Here is a 16,374-nt window from a genome sequence, read left to right as displayed (position 1 = left end):
CGTTGCCAGCGAAGGCGGTGATGTCAGTTAATAAATGCGTCGACTGACAGTCCGCCTTCGCTGCAAGCCAGCTCCTACAGGGGTTAGAGGTGGATTCAGAGATGGTCGGCGATGGCTTTGCCGACGTCTTGAGTCGACCCCTTCCCCCCCAGGTCCGGCGTAATCGGCCCTTCGGCAATCACCCGCTCGATCGCCTGCAGTATCCCGTCATGGGCCGCGCGGTAACGTTCATCACCATTGCCGAGGAAATCGAGCATCAAGGCCCCGGACCAGATCATCGCGATCGGGTTGGCGATGTTCTGCCCATAGATGTCCGGTGCCGAGCCATGCACCGGCTCGAACAGCGATGGAAAACGCCGCTCCGGATCGAGGTTGGCCGAGGGTGCGATGCCGATGGTGCCGGCGCACGCCGGGCCGAGGTCGGAGAGAATGTCGCCGAACAGGTTCGACGCCACCACCACATCAAAGCGGTCCGGCTGCAACACGAAACGCGCGCACAGAATATCGATGTGCTGCTTGTCCCAGGTAATGTCCGGGTACTGCGCGGCCATCAGCGCCGTGCGTTCGTCCCAATACGGCATGCTGATGGAGATGCCGTTGGACTTGGTGGCCGCCGTCAGGCGCTTGCGCGGTCGGGTCTGGGCCAGCTCGAAGGCGAACTTGAGAATCCGGTCGACGCCACGACGGGTGAACACCGACTCTTGCAGCACGAATTCATGCTCGGTGCCTTCGAACATCTTGCCACCCACCGACGAATACTCGCCCTCGGTGTTCTCGCGGATCACCACGAAATCAATGTCCCCCGGCTTGCGTCCCGCCAGCGGACATGGCACCCCGGGGAACAGCCGCACCGGGCGGATGTTCACGTACTGGTCGAAGTCGCGACGGAACTTGAGCAGCGAACCCCACAGCGAAATATGGTCCGGGACCTTGTCCGGCCAGCCCACCGCGCCGAAGTAAATCGCGTCGAAGCCCTTGAGCTGTTCGAACCAGTCATCGGGCATCATCTGCCCGTGTTCCAGGTAGTAATCGCAGTGGGCCCAGTCGAGCACCTCGATGCTCAGGTCCAGTTGCCACTTCTTCGCAGCCTGTTCCAGGACCCGCAATCCTTGCGGCAGTACTTCCTTGCCGATGCCATCGCCGGCAATCGCGGCGATTCTGAATGTCTTGCTCATCAATCATGGTTCCCCGTGTCTGTGCGTTACAGCCCGCCGATGTGGAAGGCTTTGACTTCAAGGTATTCATCCAGGCCGTACTTGCTGCCTTCACGGCCCAGGCCCGATTGCTTGATGCCGCCGAACGGCGCGACTTCCATGGAAATGATCCCGGTGTTGAGCCCGACCATGCCGAACTCCAGCGCTTCACCGAAACGCCATGAACGGCGCAAGTCCTGGGTGAAATAGTAGGCGCCCAAACCATAAGGTGTGGCATTGGCCAGCGCGAGGGCTTCGGCCTCGTCGGTAAAGCGCATCAAAGGCGCCACCGGGCCGAAGGTTTCTTCGTTGGCCAGCAGCATGCCGGCGTGGGCTTCGCCAAGGACCGTCGGCGGGACAAACTGGCTGCCGCCCTCGGGCATGCCGCCGCAGAGCACGTGCGCCCCCTGGCTCAGGGCATCGTCGATGTGCCGGGCGACCTTGCTCACCGCCGCCGGGTTGATCAGCGGGCCGATGCTGACATCCGCGTCCAGGCCATTGCCGACCTTGAGCTTGCCGACCTCCTCCACCAGGCGCGCGGCGAAACGTTGGTAGATGCCGTCCTGCACCAGGATGGCGATTGGCGCAGACGCAGGTCTGGCCGGCGTTGCGAAACTTGCTGAGCATGAGGCCGGCCACTGCCTGCTCCAGGTCAGCGTCGTCGAACACAATGAACGGCGCATTGCCGCCCAGTTCCAGGCTCAGGCGCTTGATGTGTTCGGCGCTGTGGCGCATCAGCAGGCGTCCCACGGCGGTGGAACCGGTGAAGGAAATCTTGCGCACGATCGGGTTGCCGGTGAGCTCTTCGCCGATGCCGGCGGGCAGGCCGGTGACCACGTTGAACACCCCGGCCGGAATCCCGACCCGTTCGGCCAGCACCGCCAGCGCCAGGGCCGACAGCGGTGTCAGCTCCGAGGGCTTGACGATGATCGGGCATCCGGCCGCCAGGGCCGGTGCGCACTTGCGGGTGATCATCGCGTTGGGGAAGTTCCACGGGGTGATCGCGGCGCACACGCCGACCGGTTGCTTGAGGGTCAGCAGCCGGCGATCGCCGCTGGGAGCCGGCATGGTTTCACCGTAGACCCGCCGGGCTTCTTCGGCGAACCATTTGACGAAGCTGGCACCGTAGCGGATTTCGCCCTTGGCTTCGTTGAGCGGCTTGCCCTGTTCGCAGGTCATGATCAATGCCAGGTCGTCGAGATTGTCGATCATGGCCTGATACCAAGCGCTCCAGCAGCGCCTGCCCGCTCCGCCGCCGGGCGCGCACGCCACGCGGGCCAGGCACGCTCGGCCGCTTCGATGGCGCGACGGGTTTCGCCGCCGTGCATCGCCGGTACCCGGGCGAGCACCTGGCCGCTGGCGGGGTCGATGACGTCAAGGGTCGCGGCGTTGTCGGCACCGGTCCACTGGCCGTCAATGTAGGCGAGTTCTGCCAGAAGGCTGGGGTCTTTCAAACGATTCTTGAGCATGGTCGAGTCCTGATCCGAGACAGGTTCCAGTCTAGGGAGGGGCTGCGGAGGAGGATGCTGAAAGTACCGTTTGCGCGGTGTTGGATGCTGAAAATCGAAGCGGGACGGCAGGCTCTACCGAGGGGAGACAGGGACTGTCCAGGTGAACACAGAACCCTGTAGGAGCGGGCTTGCCAGCGAAGAGGCGGTGTTACAGGCAACAATGATGTCGGATGTCACGGCCTCTTCGCTGGCAAGCCAGCGCCTACAGTTGATCGGTGTTGGCCTTGGGACCTGATTACAGTTTCAGGGACCCCAGCAACCCTTCCAGAAACCGCTCCCCCGCGTCCATCTGGCTGATCTCGATGAACTCGTCCGGCTTGTGCGCCTGTTCGATCGACCCCGGGCCGCAGACCACCACCGGCACATCCAGGCGCTGCTTGAACAGCCCGCCCTCGGTGCCGAAGGAGACCTTGGCGGTGCCGGTGTCCGGCGCGGCGAAGTTTTGCAGAAAGCGCACCGCTTCGACGCTCGGATGCGTGTCCAGGCCGGGATACACATTGATGGTTTCAATCTCGATGGCCGCGACACTGGACAGCTTTTTCGCCTCGCGCACAATCACTTCGGCGCGCTCGCGCATCTGCTCCAGGAACTGATCCAGATCGTCCGCCGGCAGGTTGCGCACTTCGAAATCCAGGGTGCACAGGTTGGGCACGATGTTCAGCGCCTTGCCGCCGACAATCTGCCCGACATGCACGGTGCTGTAGGGCACGTCGTAGTCCGCATCCTGGGCGCCCTGCTCCTGCAACTGCTGCTGGCTCTGACGCAGCGCGGCGGATGAATTCGCAGGCCACGTGAATCGCATTGACCGAACGCGGGGCCAGCGAGGAATGCGCCTCCAGGCCGCGACAGTACGTGCGGTAAGACCCCTTGCCCTTGTGCCCGAGGACGAACTGCATGTTGGTCGGCTCGCCGATCAGGCACAGGAACGGCCGCACCGGCGCCAGGTGCAGCACGTCGAGCAAACGGCGCACACCGACGCAGCCGGTTTCTTCGTCGTGGGACAGCGCCAGTTGCAGCGGCCGGCTCAACGGGCTGTCCGCCGCGTCGAGCATGGCGTCGATGGCCAGGGCGATGAAACCCTTCATGTCGCAACTGCCACGGCCATAGATCCGCCCGTCCTGCACCGTCGCCTGGAACGCCGGGAAGGTCCAGGCCTGCCCCGCCGCCGGCACCACGTCGGTATGGCCGGACAGCAGAATCCCCGGCAACTCCCGGGGGCCGGTGCTGGCAAACAGATTGGCTTTTTGGCCGCTTTCGTCCTTGACGATCAGCGACTCGATGCCTTTGCTCAGCAGCAGGTCGCGCACGTAGTCGATGAGCGCCATGTTCGACTCCGAAGAGACGGTGTCGAAGGCCATCAGGCGTTTGAGAATGTCCAGTACACGAGGTTTCATGAAGCCTTGCTCCGTTGCTCGGCGGAAAGGGCGAACCGATTGATCGAGAACGGCTCAATTGAAGTGCTGGTGCTGCCGGTGCTGATCAGTTCGGCCATCACGTCGCCGACGCCCGGACCGAGCTGGAAGCCATGGCCGCAGAAGCCGAAGGCATAGAACAGGCCGTCGACGTGCCGCTCGGGCCCATCACCGGCAGGGAATCGGGCAGGTAACCCTCGATGCCGCTCCAGACCCGGATAATGTTGAGGTTGCCGACACCTGGCAGCAGGCGGCGCATTTGTTCGAGCTGATTGAGGATGCTGCGCGGCTCGACCTGGGCCCGGCGATTGAGCATGTCCGGTTTGCTGCGATAGCCCCCGCCGATGACGATGTTGCCCCGGGGAATCTGCCGGAAATAGATCACCTCCTCGGGAATTTTGGTGTACACGCCGATCACCGTCGGCAAGGCGTAGGGCACCGGCTCGGTCACGGCCATTTGCGGGCCATGGGTGTCCAGCGGCACCGGTTCGCCGAACTGGGTGGACAACTTCTGCCCCCAGGCGCTGCGGGTGATCAGCAACTGCGCGGCGCTGAACTGGCGGCCGTCGGTGGTGCGGATGCTGAACTCGCCGCCGACCTTCTGCACCTCGGCGACTTCGGTCTGCTCCTCGATCCGCGCGCCGAGGCGGCGTGCGGCACGGGCAAAGGCCGGGGCTGCCAGGCGCGGATTGGCGTGGCCATCGTGGGGCGCATAGGAACCGCCCTTCACGTCCCGCCCGAGGAACGGAAAACGCGCGTGCAGCTCGGCGCCCCGAAAGATCTGCAAATCCAGCTGCGCCGCTTCGGGCGCGGCCGCGTAAGCCTCAAGCTCGGGTATCTCGTCTTCGCGGTAACACACCCGCATGTGCCCGCTGGCGATGAATTCGAGGTCGTCGTCGATCAGCTCCGGCAGACGCTTCCACAGCGCCCAGGAACGGTTGGCCAACGCCAGCTGCCCGAGGTATCGCCCCTGGCGCCGCACGTTGCCGAAGTTCACGCCGCTGGCGTACTGACCGATCTGGTCGCGCTCCAGCAGGATCACCGACTGCCGCGTCGACGCAGGAAAAACGCCGCCGCCGAGCCCATCAGGCCACCGCCGACAATCACGACATCGGCTTTTTGTACCGTCATGGCGACACCTCCGTGGTGAGCATCGAAAGCGGTTTGACCGGCGCCTGGCCGCGCTGGCGGCGACCTTGTTGCACCTTGACCCCAGCCGCCGCGGCAATCACCTCGGCCCCGGCCTGGGAGCAGTAACGGCCCTGGCAACGGCCCATGCCGACCCGGCTGAACGCCTTGGCGCGATTGACTTCGCAAGCACCCTTTTCACTGACGGTGCGGCGCAACTCGCCGGCGCTGATCATTTCGCAGGCGCAGACGATGGCTGCATCCGGCAGCGCCCCGGCGTGTTCGGCAGGCCAGGGAAACGCCTGGGCCAGGCCGAGGCGAAATTGGTCCATCACTGCCAGTGCGTGGCGATGCTTGTCGCGCACTCCGGCATTCACTGGCTGATGCAGGTCTTCCAGCAGCGCCATGGCCACCAGGCGTCCGGCGTGTTCCGCCGCATCCGCGCCGCGAATCTTCGAACCATCCCCGGCGGCATACACGACCATCGACCGAGGTCCGGCCGTCCTCATCCACCGCCAGCCACCATTGGCCGGAGGCGTCATCAAAGCGCATGCGGCATCCGGCCAGATCGGCCAGCTGGGTTTCCGGACGCAGGTGATAACCCAAGGCCAGCGCATCGCACTCCACCGCCAGGGTCTCGCCTTTGGCGGTACGCACCCGCACGCCGCTGACACCGCTCGCGACGTCGCCCACCACTTGCAGCGGCTGCACCCCCAAGTGCACCCGGGATCTTCGCCCGGTACAGCTGCGCCAGCAGTTTCATCCCGGTGAACAGCAACCCGGGGCGCGCCAGCAGTTTGGGCATCGCGAGGAGGCGTTTGCGCAGCGGCGAGGTGTCGAGCACTGCCGCCACGCTGGCGCCGGCCTTGACGTACTGGCTGGCCACCAGGTACAGCAACGGCCCGCTGCCCATGAACACCACGCTGTGGCCGATGGACACCGCCTGGGACTTGAGCGCGATTTGCGCCCCGCCGAGGCTGTAGGTCCCCGCCAGTTGCCAGCCTTCGATCGGCATCAGCCGGTCGGTGGCGCCGGTGCAGAGGATCAATGCGTCGTAATCCACCGTCGTATGTCGGCCCTGACTGACGCAGCACAGTTGCCCCGGCGTCAGGTTCCACACCAGGGTGTCCGGGCGATAATCGATCTGCCCGCGCAAGCGGTCGAAACTTTGGTGCAGGTGCCGGGCCTTGCGGGCCTCGGTGCCGTACAGGGTGGCGTAGTCCCGGGTGAACCCTTCGGGCTGGCGGCGGTAGATCTGCCCGCCATCGCGACGGTTTTCGTCGATCAGGATCGGCTTGAATCCCGCCGACAACAGGGTTTCGGCGCAACGGATACCCGCCGGCCCCGCGCCGACGATAACGACTTTTTTAGCGCTCAGCCGTGCAGTGGCCATTTCGCCTCCGGTTGTGTGGTGACGATGTCCAGCCCTTCACGGACCTCGTTGGAACAGGCGCGCAGACGTTCGCCGCCGCGGGTCCAGACCCAGCAATCCTGGCAGGCGCCCATCAGGCAAAAACCGGCACGGCGTCCCGAGTCGAACTCCGACTGGCGCAACGCCGAGCCCTGGGTCAGCAACGCGACCATCAGGGTGTCGCCGCGCAACGCCTCGATGGGTGCGCCATCCACGGTCAAACTGACGGTCGGCCGGCCCTGCTCGGCCAGTCTCACAAAACGCCCCTTCATGCATAGGCTCCCTGGGTCATGAGGTTCAAATCCTGCTGGGTTTTGAGCAACTCGGCGCTGTCGTGGTGACAGAGGATTTCACTGCCGCCGGCGATGATCCGCCGGCTCGGGGCCGTGCGATTGCACACACCATCGATCCGCACCGGGCACCGGCTGAGGAAAGTGCAAAGCTCTGGCACGTTGGCCCTGGCGCCGATCGGCGGCAGCTCGCCACAGGTGGTGCCGCAGCTCTCCAGCCAGCCCTGGCGCAGTTCCGGCACCGAATGAATCAACAAGTCGGTGTACGGGTGGAACGGTGCCTGGGCGAACGCTTGCCGGGTGCCGGCCTGCACCTTGTGGCCGCTGTACATCACCACGATGTCGTCGCACAGCGCCCGCACCGTGGAAATGTCGTGGCTGATGAACAGGTAGGACACCCCCAGTTGCTGGCGCAGGTCGCGCAGCAGTTCGAGAATCGCCGCACCGACCACGGTATCCAGCGCCGAGGTGACTTCGTCGCAAAGAATCAGATCCGGCTTGGCCGCCAGGGCCCGCGCCAGGTTGACCCGCTGTTTTTGCCCGCCGGACAGTTCGTTTGGCCGGCGTTCGGCCATGGCTCGCGGCAGGCGCACCAGGTCCAGCAGTTCGCCGATGCGCTCGCGCAACGCGGCGCCCTTGAGGCCGAAATACATCTTCAAGGGTCGGCCCAGAATGGCGCTGACACTGTGCATCGGGTTGAGCGCGGTGTCGGCATTCTGGAACACCATTTGAATCCGTCGGAACTGTTCGTCGGTGCGCTCGGACAGGCTGCCGCCCAGCGGTTGACCATCAAAGGTCAGGCTGCCGAGCGCCGGGGTCAACAGGCCTGCCACCACCCGTGCCAGGGTCGATTTACCCGAACCCGACTCACCGATCACGCCGATGGCCTGGCCCCTGCGGACCGTCAGGTCGATGTCTTCCAGCACACGAATCGACGGCATGCCGTGCGTGTTCTTGTTGCCGTAGCCGGCGGTCAGGCCCTCGATCGTCAGCAACGGCGTGTCTTCGGCGACACCGCAGGGTGGGCGGATGGTGGTGTCCGGCCGCGCCGCCGCCAGCAGGCTGCGGGTGTATTCGTGGGCCGGTCCCTTGAGCAAGGGCGCAGTGGCGCTCTGCTCGAAAATCTGACCGCCGTTGAGCACGACGATCTGATCGGCCATCTGCGCCACCACGGCCAGGTCGTGGGACACATAGACCGCTGTCGCGCCCCGTTCACGCACCACCCGCTTGAAGGCGCGCAGCACGTCGATCTGGGTGGTCACGTCGAGGGCCGTGGTCGGCTCGTCGAGCACCGCCAGCAGCGGGTCGCTGATCAACGCCATGGCCGCCATCACCCGCTGCAGTTGCCCGCCTGAAACCTGATGGGGGTAGCGCTGGCCGATGCGTTCCGGGTCCGGCAGTGCCAGGTCGTGGAACAATTCGATGGCCTTGGCTTCGAGCACGGCGCGGCTGCCCAGGCCATGGATCAAGGCGCCCTCCACCACCTGGTCGATGAGTCTTTTCGCCGGGTTGAACGCCGCCGCAGCGCTTTGCGCGATGTACGACACCCGGTTGCCGCGCAAGCCCTGCAGCTCGCGTTCACTCAACGCCAGCATGTCGTGCTCGCCGACCTGCACCACCCCGCCCGCCAACCGGCAGCCACGCCGGGCGTAGCCGAGCAGCGCCAGGGCGATGGTGGTCTTGCCGGAGCCGGACTCGCCGATCAGCGCCAGCACTTCACCTTTGGCCAGGGCGAAGCTCACGCCCTTGACGATTTCCACCTCGCCCCGCTCGCCGCAGGCGACCACCCGCAGATTCTCGACTCGTATCAACTGGCTCATATCAATGACCTCCCGAACGTCGACTACGTCGCGACGACAGCCGGTCGATAAACAGATTCACCCCAATGGTCAGGGTGCCGATGGCCAGGGCCGGGATCACGATGGCCGGCGCGCCCTGGTTGAGGCCGCCGATGTTCTCGCGCACCAGCGAGCCGAGGTCGGCATCCGGCGGTTGCACGCCCAGGCCGAGAAAGCTCATGCCACTGAGCAGCAGCACAATGAAACCGAAGCGCAAGCCCAGGTCCGTCAACACCGGGTTGAGCATGTTCGGCAGGATTTCCACGCAGGCGATGTACAGCCGGCGCTCGCCGCGGGTACGGGCCACTTGCACGTACTCCAGGGCTTCGATGTTCACCGCCATGCTGCGGGCGATCCGGAACGCGCCCGGGGTAAAGCTCAACACCGCCGTGCAGATCAGCAAGGTGACCGAGGAACCGAAGGCCGAGACCATGATCAGGGCGAGCATCTTGCTCGGGATCGAAATGAAGGCGTCCATCAGGCGACTGATCACTTCATCCAGCCACTTCGGCGACACCACCGACAGCAAGGCGCAACCGGTGCCCAAACCGCTGGCCAGCACCGCCGCCACCAACGCCAGGCCCACGGTAAACCGGGCGCCGACGAGGATGCGGCTGAGCATGTCGCGGCCCAGGTAGTCGGTGCCGAACGGGTAGACCGCACTCATGCTGTCAAACACGTTGTCGGAGACCACGGCCCCCACCGGGTGCGGCGCCAGCCACGGGCCGAAGATCGCCACCAGCAGCCACAGGACACACATCACCGCCCCGACCAGCCCCAGCCAGGAGGGGCCGGCGGACACCTTGCCGGCTGCCAGTTCAGGCGCAGCAGGCGTCGATTTCACAATGAGATTGTTCATTGGTTTCTCAGCCTCGGATTGGACAGAATCGCGCACAGGTCGGCAATCAGCACCAACCCCAGGTACGCCGTGCAAAACAGCATGGTGCAGGCCTGCACCAGCGCCATATCGCGGTTGGTCACGGCATCGACCATCAGGCTGGCGATGCCGGGGTAGTTGAAGATCGTCTCGACGATCACCACCCCACCCAACAGGTAGGACAGGCTCAGGGCGATGGCGTTGGCGATCGGCCCGATGGCGTTGGGCAAGGCGTGGCGCAGCACGATGCGCATCGGGCTCACGCCCTTGAGCCGCGCCATCTCCACGTAGGGGCTGTCGAGCTGATCGATCACTGCGGCCCGGGTCATGCGCGCCATTTGCGCGACGATCACGCAGCACAGCGTCATCACCGGCAAGGCGTAGGTGCGCATGAATTGCCAGGGCGAAGTGATGTCGCTGGCGTAGGACAGCGCCGACAACCAGCCCAGGTTCACCGCGAAAATCAGCACCGCCAGGGTCGCCACCAGAAACTCCGGCACGGCGACCATGGCCAGGGTGAAGAAGCTCAGGAAGCTGTCGATGCGCCCACCGCGCCCCATCGCCGAACCGATGCCAAGGAGCAGCGCCACCGGCACCGACACCAGCGCCGTGGCGGCCGCCAGCATGAGGGTGTTGGGTACCCGCCCGGCCATCAGGTCGCCGACCGGCATGGCGTTGGACACCGACTGGCCGAGGTCACCGCTGAGCAGGTTCATCAACCAGTGCAGGTAACGCAACACACCGGGCTGGTCGAGCCCCAGTTTCAGGCGCAAGGCTGCCACTTGTTCCGGCGTGGCGAACTGCCCAAGCGCCTGTTGCGCCGCGTCCCCCGGCAATACTGCCGTGATCGCGAACACGACCATGGACACGATCAACAAGGTCACGATCGCGGCGCCCAGGCGCCTGCCGATCAACCACAGTGTGTTGCTATTCATCGCCCTGCCCTCATGCAATGTCCTCGTAGCGCAAACCCGTCGCGGATCAAGCGTCCAGCCACACCTGCTCGGCGAACATGTAGCCCATGAAGCCGCCCAGCGGGTTGCTGCCATAACCTTTGATGCGCTGGTCGACGCCATCGATGTTGCTGATGAACACCGGCACGCCGATGCCGCTGTGGTCGTGCACCAGGGTTTGCATGTCGGCGTACATCTTGCTGCGTTTGGCGTCGTCGGTTTCACCCCGGGCGAGCATCAGCAACTGGTCGAACTGATCGTTCTGCCAGCCGGATTCGTTCCACGGCGCCTTGGACTGGAAGAACTGCGAGAACATCACGTCGGCGTTCGGCCGCGGGTTGATGTTGCCGAAACTCAGCGGGTGCTTCATCCAGTGGTTGGACCAGTAGCCATCGCTCGGCAGGCGGTTGACGTCGAGCTTGAGCCCGGCCTGTTTCGCCGATTGCTGCAGCAGCACCGCGATGTCCACCGAACCGGTGGCGGCAGGCGATGCGACCAGCGGCATGGTGATGCTTTCCATGCCGGCTTTCTTCAGCAGGAATTTGGCTTTTTCCGGGTCGTAGGCTCTTTGCGGCAGGTCGGCGTTGTAATAACGCGAACCGGGGGAAATCGGATGGTCGTTACCGACCACGGCATAGCCACGGAACACCGCGGATTTGACCTGTTCACGGTCCAGCAGATGCTTCATCGCCTGGGTGAATTCGGCGCTTTTGCCCGGCATCTGGTCCTGGCGGATGATCAGGTCGGTGTAGTTGCCCGACGGCGCATCGACCACCCGATGCTTGGCGCTGGCCTTGATTCGTGCGGTGGAGCGCGGGTTGACCTCGTTGATCAGGTGCACATCGCCCGACAGCAGCGCGTTGATTCGCGACGGTTCGTCGGCAATCGCGATGAATTCGATTTCGTCCAGGTACGGCAAGCCCGGTTTCCAGTAGCCGGTATTGCGCGCGGCAATCGAACGCACGCCGGGTTTGAATTCCTTGACCTTGAACGGCCCAGTGCCGATGCCCTGGTTGAAGTCGGTGGTGCCTTCCGGAACGATCATCAGGTGCGACACGGCGAGGATCGACGGCAATTCGGCGTTCGGCGCGCTGAGGCGGATCTGTACTTCATTGGGGCCGGTGGCCTTGATCTCCTCGAACTGCGCCATCAGCGGCATGACCTTGGAGCCGGTCAGCGGGTCCTTGTGGCGTGACAGCGAATACACCACGTCGGCGGCGCCCAGGGTCTTGCCGTTGTGGAAGGTCACGTCCTTGCGCAGGGTGATGGTCCACAGCGTCGCATCGGTGTTGTCGATGCGCTCGGCCAGTTCCAGTTGCGGCACCAGGTGGCTGTCGAAACGGGTCAGGCCGTTATAGAACATGAAGTGGCGCACGTAGTCGGTGGACAACGCGCCCTTGGCCGGGTCCAGGGTGTCGGCGGTGGAGCTGGACATGCCGGCGACGCGGATGCGCCCGCCCGGCTTGCCTTTGCCCGGGGTGGCGGCTTCTTCGGCGAACAGCTTGCCGGCGGCACCGAACAGGCTGCCGGCCCCCACCGCCGCGACGCCGGCCACACCGAGCATCTGCAAGGCATTGCGGCGCGACATGCCGCGATTGAGGCCTTCGAACACCCGCAGGCTGTCCTGGCCGGAGATCAGTTGGGAGTCGATCTTGTTGTCAGTCATATCAGTTGTACCTGTCGATAATCAGAAGATTCGAGTGCTCGCGGATGTCCCGAGCGTCCTGGAAACGCAAACGACGGTGACGCCACAACATCAACTCAATGCAAATAATCCTGGAATCGGTAATAGGCGCCCACGAACGGCAGGAACCAGGGTTTGCCAAAATGCCCGGGAATCGCCGGCCAGTCGAGTTCGCGCCAGGGGTTGGCTTCGACCTTGCCAGCCATGACGTCAGCCATGACCTGGCCCATGTGCACCGACATCTGTACCCCGTGGCCGCTGTAGCCCATGGAGTGATAAATCCCGCCGTGCTGGCCGGCCCGGGGCAAGCGGTCGGAGGTCATGTCCACCAGGCCGCCCCAGCAGTAGTCGATCCTCACGTTGGCCAGCTGCGGGAACATCTGCACCATCGCCGCTTGCAGCACTTTGCCGCTCTTGGCGTCATTGACACTGTCGGACATCGCGAACCGCGCACGGCCGCCGAACAGCAGGCGGTTGTCCGGGGTCAGGCGAAAATAGTTGCCGATCATGCGGCTGGTGACGTAGGCGCGCCGACCGGGCAGCAGTTGCTCGATCAAGGCCTGCGGCAGGACTTCGGTGGCGATCACGAAACTGCCCACCGGCACGATCCGCCGCCGATACCAGCCCAACCCGCCGTGCTGACAGGCGCCGGTGGCCAGCAGCACTTGCCCGGCGTGCAGCGAGCCCTTGCTGGTGTTGACCTGATAGCCGCCAGCCTTGGCCTGCCAGTCCACCACCGAGGTGCCTTGATGGATCAAGGCACGCGCCGCGCCGCCGCTTCGGCCAACCCGACGCCGAAGCGCCCGACGTGCATCTGCTCGCCGTTGCGCTGCAACAGGCCACCGTGGAACTGCGCCGAATTAACTTCAGCGCGAGTCTGCTCGGCAGTCAGCAACTCGACATCGGAATCGACTTCCTTGCGAATCAGTTCGCAGGTGCGCGCCAGGCCTTCGTAGTGCATCGGCTTGGCCGCCAGCTTGAGCTTGCCGTTGCGGATCAGGTCGCAGGCAATCTGCTCCTGCTCCACCAATGAAACGACACTCTGCACCGCGCTTTCGTAAGCCTGGTAATACGCCCGCGCCTTGTCGGCACCGAGGCTGGCGCTGAGCCCGGCGTAGTCCTGGGCCACGCCGGTGTTGCATTGGCCGCCGTTGCGTCCGGAGGCTTCGCCGATCACCCTGCCGGCCTCCAGCACCACCACACTGGCGCCCTTCAAGGCCAATGCCCGAGCCGCCGCCAAACCGGTGAAACCGCCACCGACGATGGCCACGTCGACCTGCCCGGGCAACGCGCCGGGCTGGGCACCGGTGAAGGCCGGTGCGGTGTCGAGCCAGTAGGATTCACTGCCCATGTCTGATCCCTTATGTGGTTAAGCGTGCCGTTACCGTTCGACTCAGAGCCCGACCAGCGCCGGCAAGCCACCGATGTCGGTGATCTGCTGGTAGCCGTAGAAGGCATTGGCCGGAACCTCGTGACCCCGGGCGACGAACGCCTTGTTCTTGATCTTCATGTCGTGGGCCGGCATCAGGTCGTAACGGAAGCTGGAGGACACATGCAAGATGTCTTCCGGACCGCAACCGAGGTTGTCGAGCATGTACTCGAATGCCGCCAGGCGCGGCTTGTAGGCCTGGGCCTGTTCGGCGGTGAAGACCTTGTGGAACGGTGCGCCGAGCTTGTCGACGTTGGACATGATCTGGCTGTCGCTGGCGTTGGAGAAAATCACCAGGGGGATCTTGTCGGCGATTTTCGACAGGCCGGCCGGTACGTCAGGGTGCGGGCCCCAGGTTGGCACGGCGTCGTAATACAGCTGGCCTTCGTCGCGGTATGCGATGCCCCAGCGTTTGCAGGTCCTCGCCAACGCGGTCTTGAGGATTTCGTCATAGGGCATCCAGTCGCCCATGACCTGGTCCAGGCGATAGGCCGAGAAGTCCTTGACGAACTGATCCATCTGCCCGGGCGACACGCGATCGGCGAACAGTTCGCGGGTCATGGTGCCCATGTGGAAATTGGTCAGCGTACCGTAGCAGTCGAACGTAATGAATTTGGGGCGAAGAAAGCTCATTGAGTGCGGTCCTGAAGTTCGTTGAGGTCATGGCGTGACAAGCATTCGCTCCATTTCGGGAGCCGTGATGCAACCCTGCAACACACCGTCATTACAACACCGTGAATTCAGCAGATGGCGTTAAAAGCGACCTTCGCTCGATACAAACCACCGTTTTGGCACCCGCCCTCAGCAGACTTTGCGGCGCGCTCCAGGCTTGTGCAAAGCCTGTGTTTGTGCGCTCTTATGGGACTTTACGGGGCCACAGCGGGCGAACGCGCGGGCAATGGCCGCAGAACCTGCGCCGGGTGGAACGAAAACGGGCGCCTCCCTGCAGAAGCGCCGATCGGGGGCTGACTCAACCCCCTGTAGGAGCTGGCTTGCCAGCTCCTACAGGGGGAGTGCATGACAGGCTATCGGTGTGTTTGTTATTGGACGATATCGATCAACACACTCTTGAAGCGCAAGTTGGCCTCGAAGGCTTCACGTCCCAGGTCCTTGCCAATGCCCGAGCGTTTGTAGCCTCCGGTCGGCAGGATGTAGTCGTTGCTGCGCCCGTAACGGTTGACCCAGACGGTCCCCGCCTCCAGGCGCCGGACCAGGCGCAGGGCACGATTGATGTCGGCCGTATGCACACCCGCCGCCAGTCCATAGGTGTCATGGCCGGCCAGGCTCAACGCCTGCTCCTCATCATCGAACGCCTGCACGGTCAGCACCGGGCCGAAGATTTCTTCGCCGATCGCCGGGTTGTCGTGGTCCAGGCCGGTGAGCAAGGTCGGCCGGTAGTAGGCGCCACCCAGGCCCTCGAACAACCCGCCACCGGTCAGCACTTCGGCACCGGCCTGGCGCGAACGTTGGACGATGCCGTCGATACGGCTGGCCTGCAGGCGGGAAATGATCGGCGACAGCGTGGCCTCGGACGACCAGGTCGGCCCGGGACGCAGTTCTTCGAAATACGCCAGCAGATGGGCGACAAAGGGTTCCATGATCGAGCGCTGGATCAGCAGCCGCGAGCCGGACACGCACACTTGCCCGGCGTTGCCGGTAATCGCCAGCGCCACGGTGCGCGCAGTTTTCGCGATGTCCGGTATGTCGGCGAACACCAGCTGCGGGCTCTTGCCGCCCAGTTCCAGGGTGACCGGTTTCGGCCCCACCAGCGCGCAGGTCGACATGATGCTCGAGCCGGTCGCCGTGGACCCGGTAAAGGTCACCTTGCCGACCCGCGGATGCCGACACAATGCGTCACCGGTGGTGCGGCCATCGCCCTGCACCACGTTGAAGATCCCCGCCGGCATGCCCGCTGCAACGCCAGCTCGGCAAAACGCAGGCTGGAGAACGGCGTCAACTCCGAAGGTTTGAGCACCACGGCATTGCCTGCCGCCAAGGCCGGCGCGACTTTCCAGGAGGCCATGCTCAACGGGAAATTCCACGGTGCGATGGCGGCAATGACGCCGTAAGGTTCGGCAATCTGCATCCCCAGGCGGTCGGTCTGGGTCGCCGCCACCTGGCCGCCATGCTTGTCCGCCAGCTCGGCAAAAAAACGGATGCCTTCGGCGACATAAGGAATGTCCCAGGCGATCACGTCTTTATGGGGACGGGTCGACCCCAGCGCTTCCAGCGGCGCCAGCACGGCCGCGTCGGCTTCGATCAGGTCGGCCCAGCGACGCATCACCCGCGCCCGTTCCCTGGGTGGCCGACTGGCCCAATCGCTGCGGTTGAACGCTTGCCAGGCATTGTTGACCGCCTCGTCCACCAGCGTGGCATCGGCCATTGGCAACTCGGCATACACCTGGCCATCCGAGGGTCGCGCCACCTCCAGGCCGGGTTGAGCATCGCGGTATTGTCCAGCGATGAAATGAGCGCTGCGCACAGCGATGAGGCGAGGATCGAAGCTATCCATGGAGCACTCCAGAAGAGGAACGGTGAGTCGTGAACCCAGGTCTCCATCGTAGAAAAAAAACCCAAGCATTTGCTGCCGACCTTGCCGGGCAATTAAGTAGGAAGTGTGGTCTTGCCGCCTCTGTCTTGCGTAATCT

7 protein-coding genes and 6 pseudogenes are annotated in these 16,374 nt (G+C 64.4%); all 13 read right to left on the bottom strand.

Going from position 1 to position 16,374, the window contains the following annotated elements; all coding sequences use genetic code 11:
- Window positions 1-95 precede the first annotated feature (95 nt).
- The gene (locus BZ163_RS07560; RefSeq protein ID WP_128870409.1) at window positions 96-1,175 is read right to left on the bottom strand and encodes a tartrate dehydrogenase; all 1,080 of its coding nucleotides are present in this window, start codon (window positions 1,173-1,175) and stop codon (window positions 96-98) included.
- A gap of 26 nt (window positions 1,176-1,201) precedes the next feature.
- A pseudogene (locus BZ163_RS07555) lies at window positions 1,202-2,662 on the bottom strand (NAD-dependent succinate-semialdehyde dehydrogenase).
- A gap of 277 nt (window positions 2,663-2,939) precedes the next feature.
- Window positions 2,940-4,098 (bottom strand): annotated as a pseudogene (argE, locus tag BZ163_RS07550) (acetylornithine deacetylase).
- Window positions 4,095-5,247, bottom strand: a pseudogene (locus BZ163_RS07545) (NAD(P)/FAD-dependent oxidoreductase). The pseudogenes argE and BZ163_RS07545 overlap by 4 nt, the downstream one beginning before the upstream one ends.
- Window positions 5,244-6,637: pseudogene (locus tag BZ163_RS07540) on the bottom strand (FAD-dependent oxidoreductase). Before BZ163_RS07540 ends, BZ163_RS07545 begins: the two co-directional pseudogenes overlap by 4 nt.
- A complete protein-coding gene (locus BZ163_RS07535; protein ID WP_128870408.1) occupies window positions 6,619-6,927 on the bottom strand; it encodes a (2Fe-2S)-binding protein in 309 nt (102 codons plus the stop codon). Before BZ163_RS07535 ends, BZ163_RS07540 begins: the two are co-directional and overlap by 19 nt.
- On the bottom strand, window positions 6,924-8,765 hold the full coding sequence (locus BZ163_RS07530) for an ABC transporter ATP-binding protein (RefSeq protein WP_128870407.1): 1,842 nt from the start codon (window positions 8,763-8,765) through the stop codon (window positions 6,924-6,926). Before BZ163_RS07530 ends, BZ163_RS07535 begins: the two co-directional genes overlap by 4 nt.
- Before the next feature lies 1 nt (window position 8,766).
- A complete protein-coding gene (locus tag BZ163_RS07525) occupies window positions 8,767-9,642 on the bottom strand; it encodes an ABC transporter permease (protein WP_128870406.1) in 876 nt (291 codons plus the stop codon).
- Entirely contained in the window at window positions 9,639-10,595 is a 957-nt protein-coding gene (locus BZ163_RS07520) for an ABC transporter permease (protein WP_128870405.1), read from the bottom strand. Before BZ163_RS07520 ends, BZ163_RS07525 begins: the two co-directional genes overlap by 4 nt.
- 46 nt (window positions 10,596-10,641) lie before the next feature.
- Complete coding sequence (locus tag BZ163_RS07515; RefSeq protein ID WP_128870404.1) at window positions 10,642-12,279, bottom strand: ABC transporter substrate-binding protein; 1,638 nt, start codon at window positions 12,277-12,279, stop codon at window positions 10,642-10,644.
- Between the two features lie 95 nt (window positions 12,280-12,374).
- Window positions 12,375-13,648: pseudogene (locus BZ163_RS07510) on the bottom strand (NAD(P)/FAD-dependent oxidoreductase).
- A gap of 42 nt (window positions 13,649-13,690) precedes the next feature.
- Window positions 13,691-14,359, bottom strand: coding sequence for a haloacid dehalogenase type II (locus tag BZ163_RS07505; RefSeq protein WP_128870403.1), 669 nt, complete (start codon window positions 14,357-14,359; stop codon window positions 13,691-13,693).
- Between the two features lie 407 nt (window positions 14,360-14,766).
- A pseudogene (locus BZ163_RS07500) lies at window positions 14,767-16,109 on the bottom strand (aldehyde dehydrogenase).
- Window positions 16,110-16,374: the final 265 nt, after the last annotated feature.

Origin of the sequence: Pseudomonas sp. VI4.1 (genome assembly GCF_002029345.1) — a bacterium.
In the GTDB taxonomy this organism is placed as follows: Bacteria; Pseudomonadota; Gammaproteobacteria; order Pseudomonadales; family Pseudomonadaceae; genus Aquipseudomonas.
Note: the sequence above shows the minus strand (reverse complement) of the source record. Positions and strands in the feature narration are given on the sequence as shown.

Coding starts and splice junctions, on each gene's coding strand:
- BZ163_RS07560 (WP_128870409.1), bottom strand. CDS start 1,175: ATGAGCAAGACATTCAGAATCGCCGCGATTGCCGGCGATGGCATCGGC.
- BZ163_RS07535 (WP_128870408.1), bottom strand. CDS start 6,927: ATGAAGGGGCGTTTTGTGAGACTGGCCGAGCAGGGCCGGCCGACCGTC.
- BZ163_RS07530 (WP_128870407.1), bottom strand. CDS start 8,765: ATGAGCCAGTTGATACGAGTCGAGAATCTGCGGGTGGTCGCCTGCGGC.
- BZ163_RS07525 (WP_128870406.1), bottom strand. CDS start 9,642: ATGAACAATCTCATTGTGAAATCGACGCCTGCTGCGCCTGAACTGGCA.
- BZ163_RS07520 (WP_128870405.1), bottom strand. CDS start 10,595: ATGAATAGCAACACACTGTGGTTGATCGGCAGGCGCCTGGGCGCCGCG.
- BZ163_RS07515 (WP_128870404.1), bottom strand. CDS start 12,279: ATGACTGACAACAAGATCGACTCCCAACTGATCTCCGGCCAGGACAGC.
- BZ163_RS07505 (WP_128870403.1), bottom strand. CDS start 14,359: ATGAGCTTTCTTCGCCCCAAATTCATTACGTTCGACTGCTACGGTACG.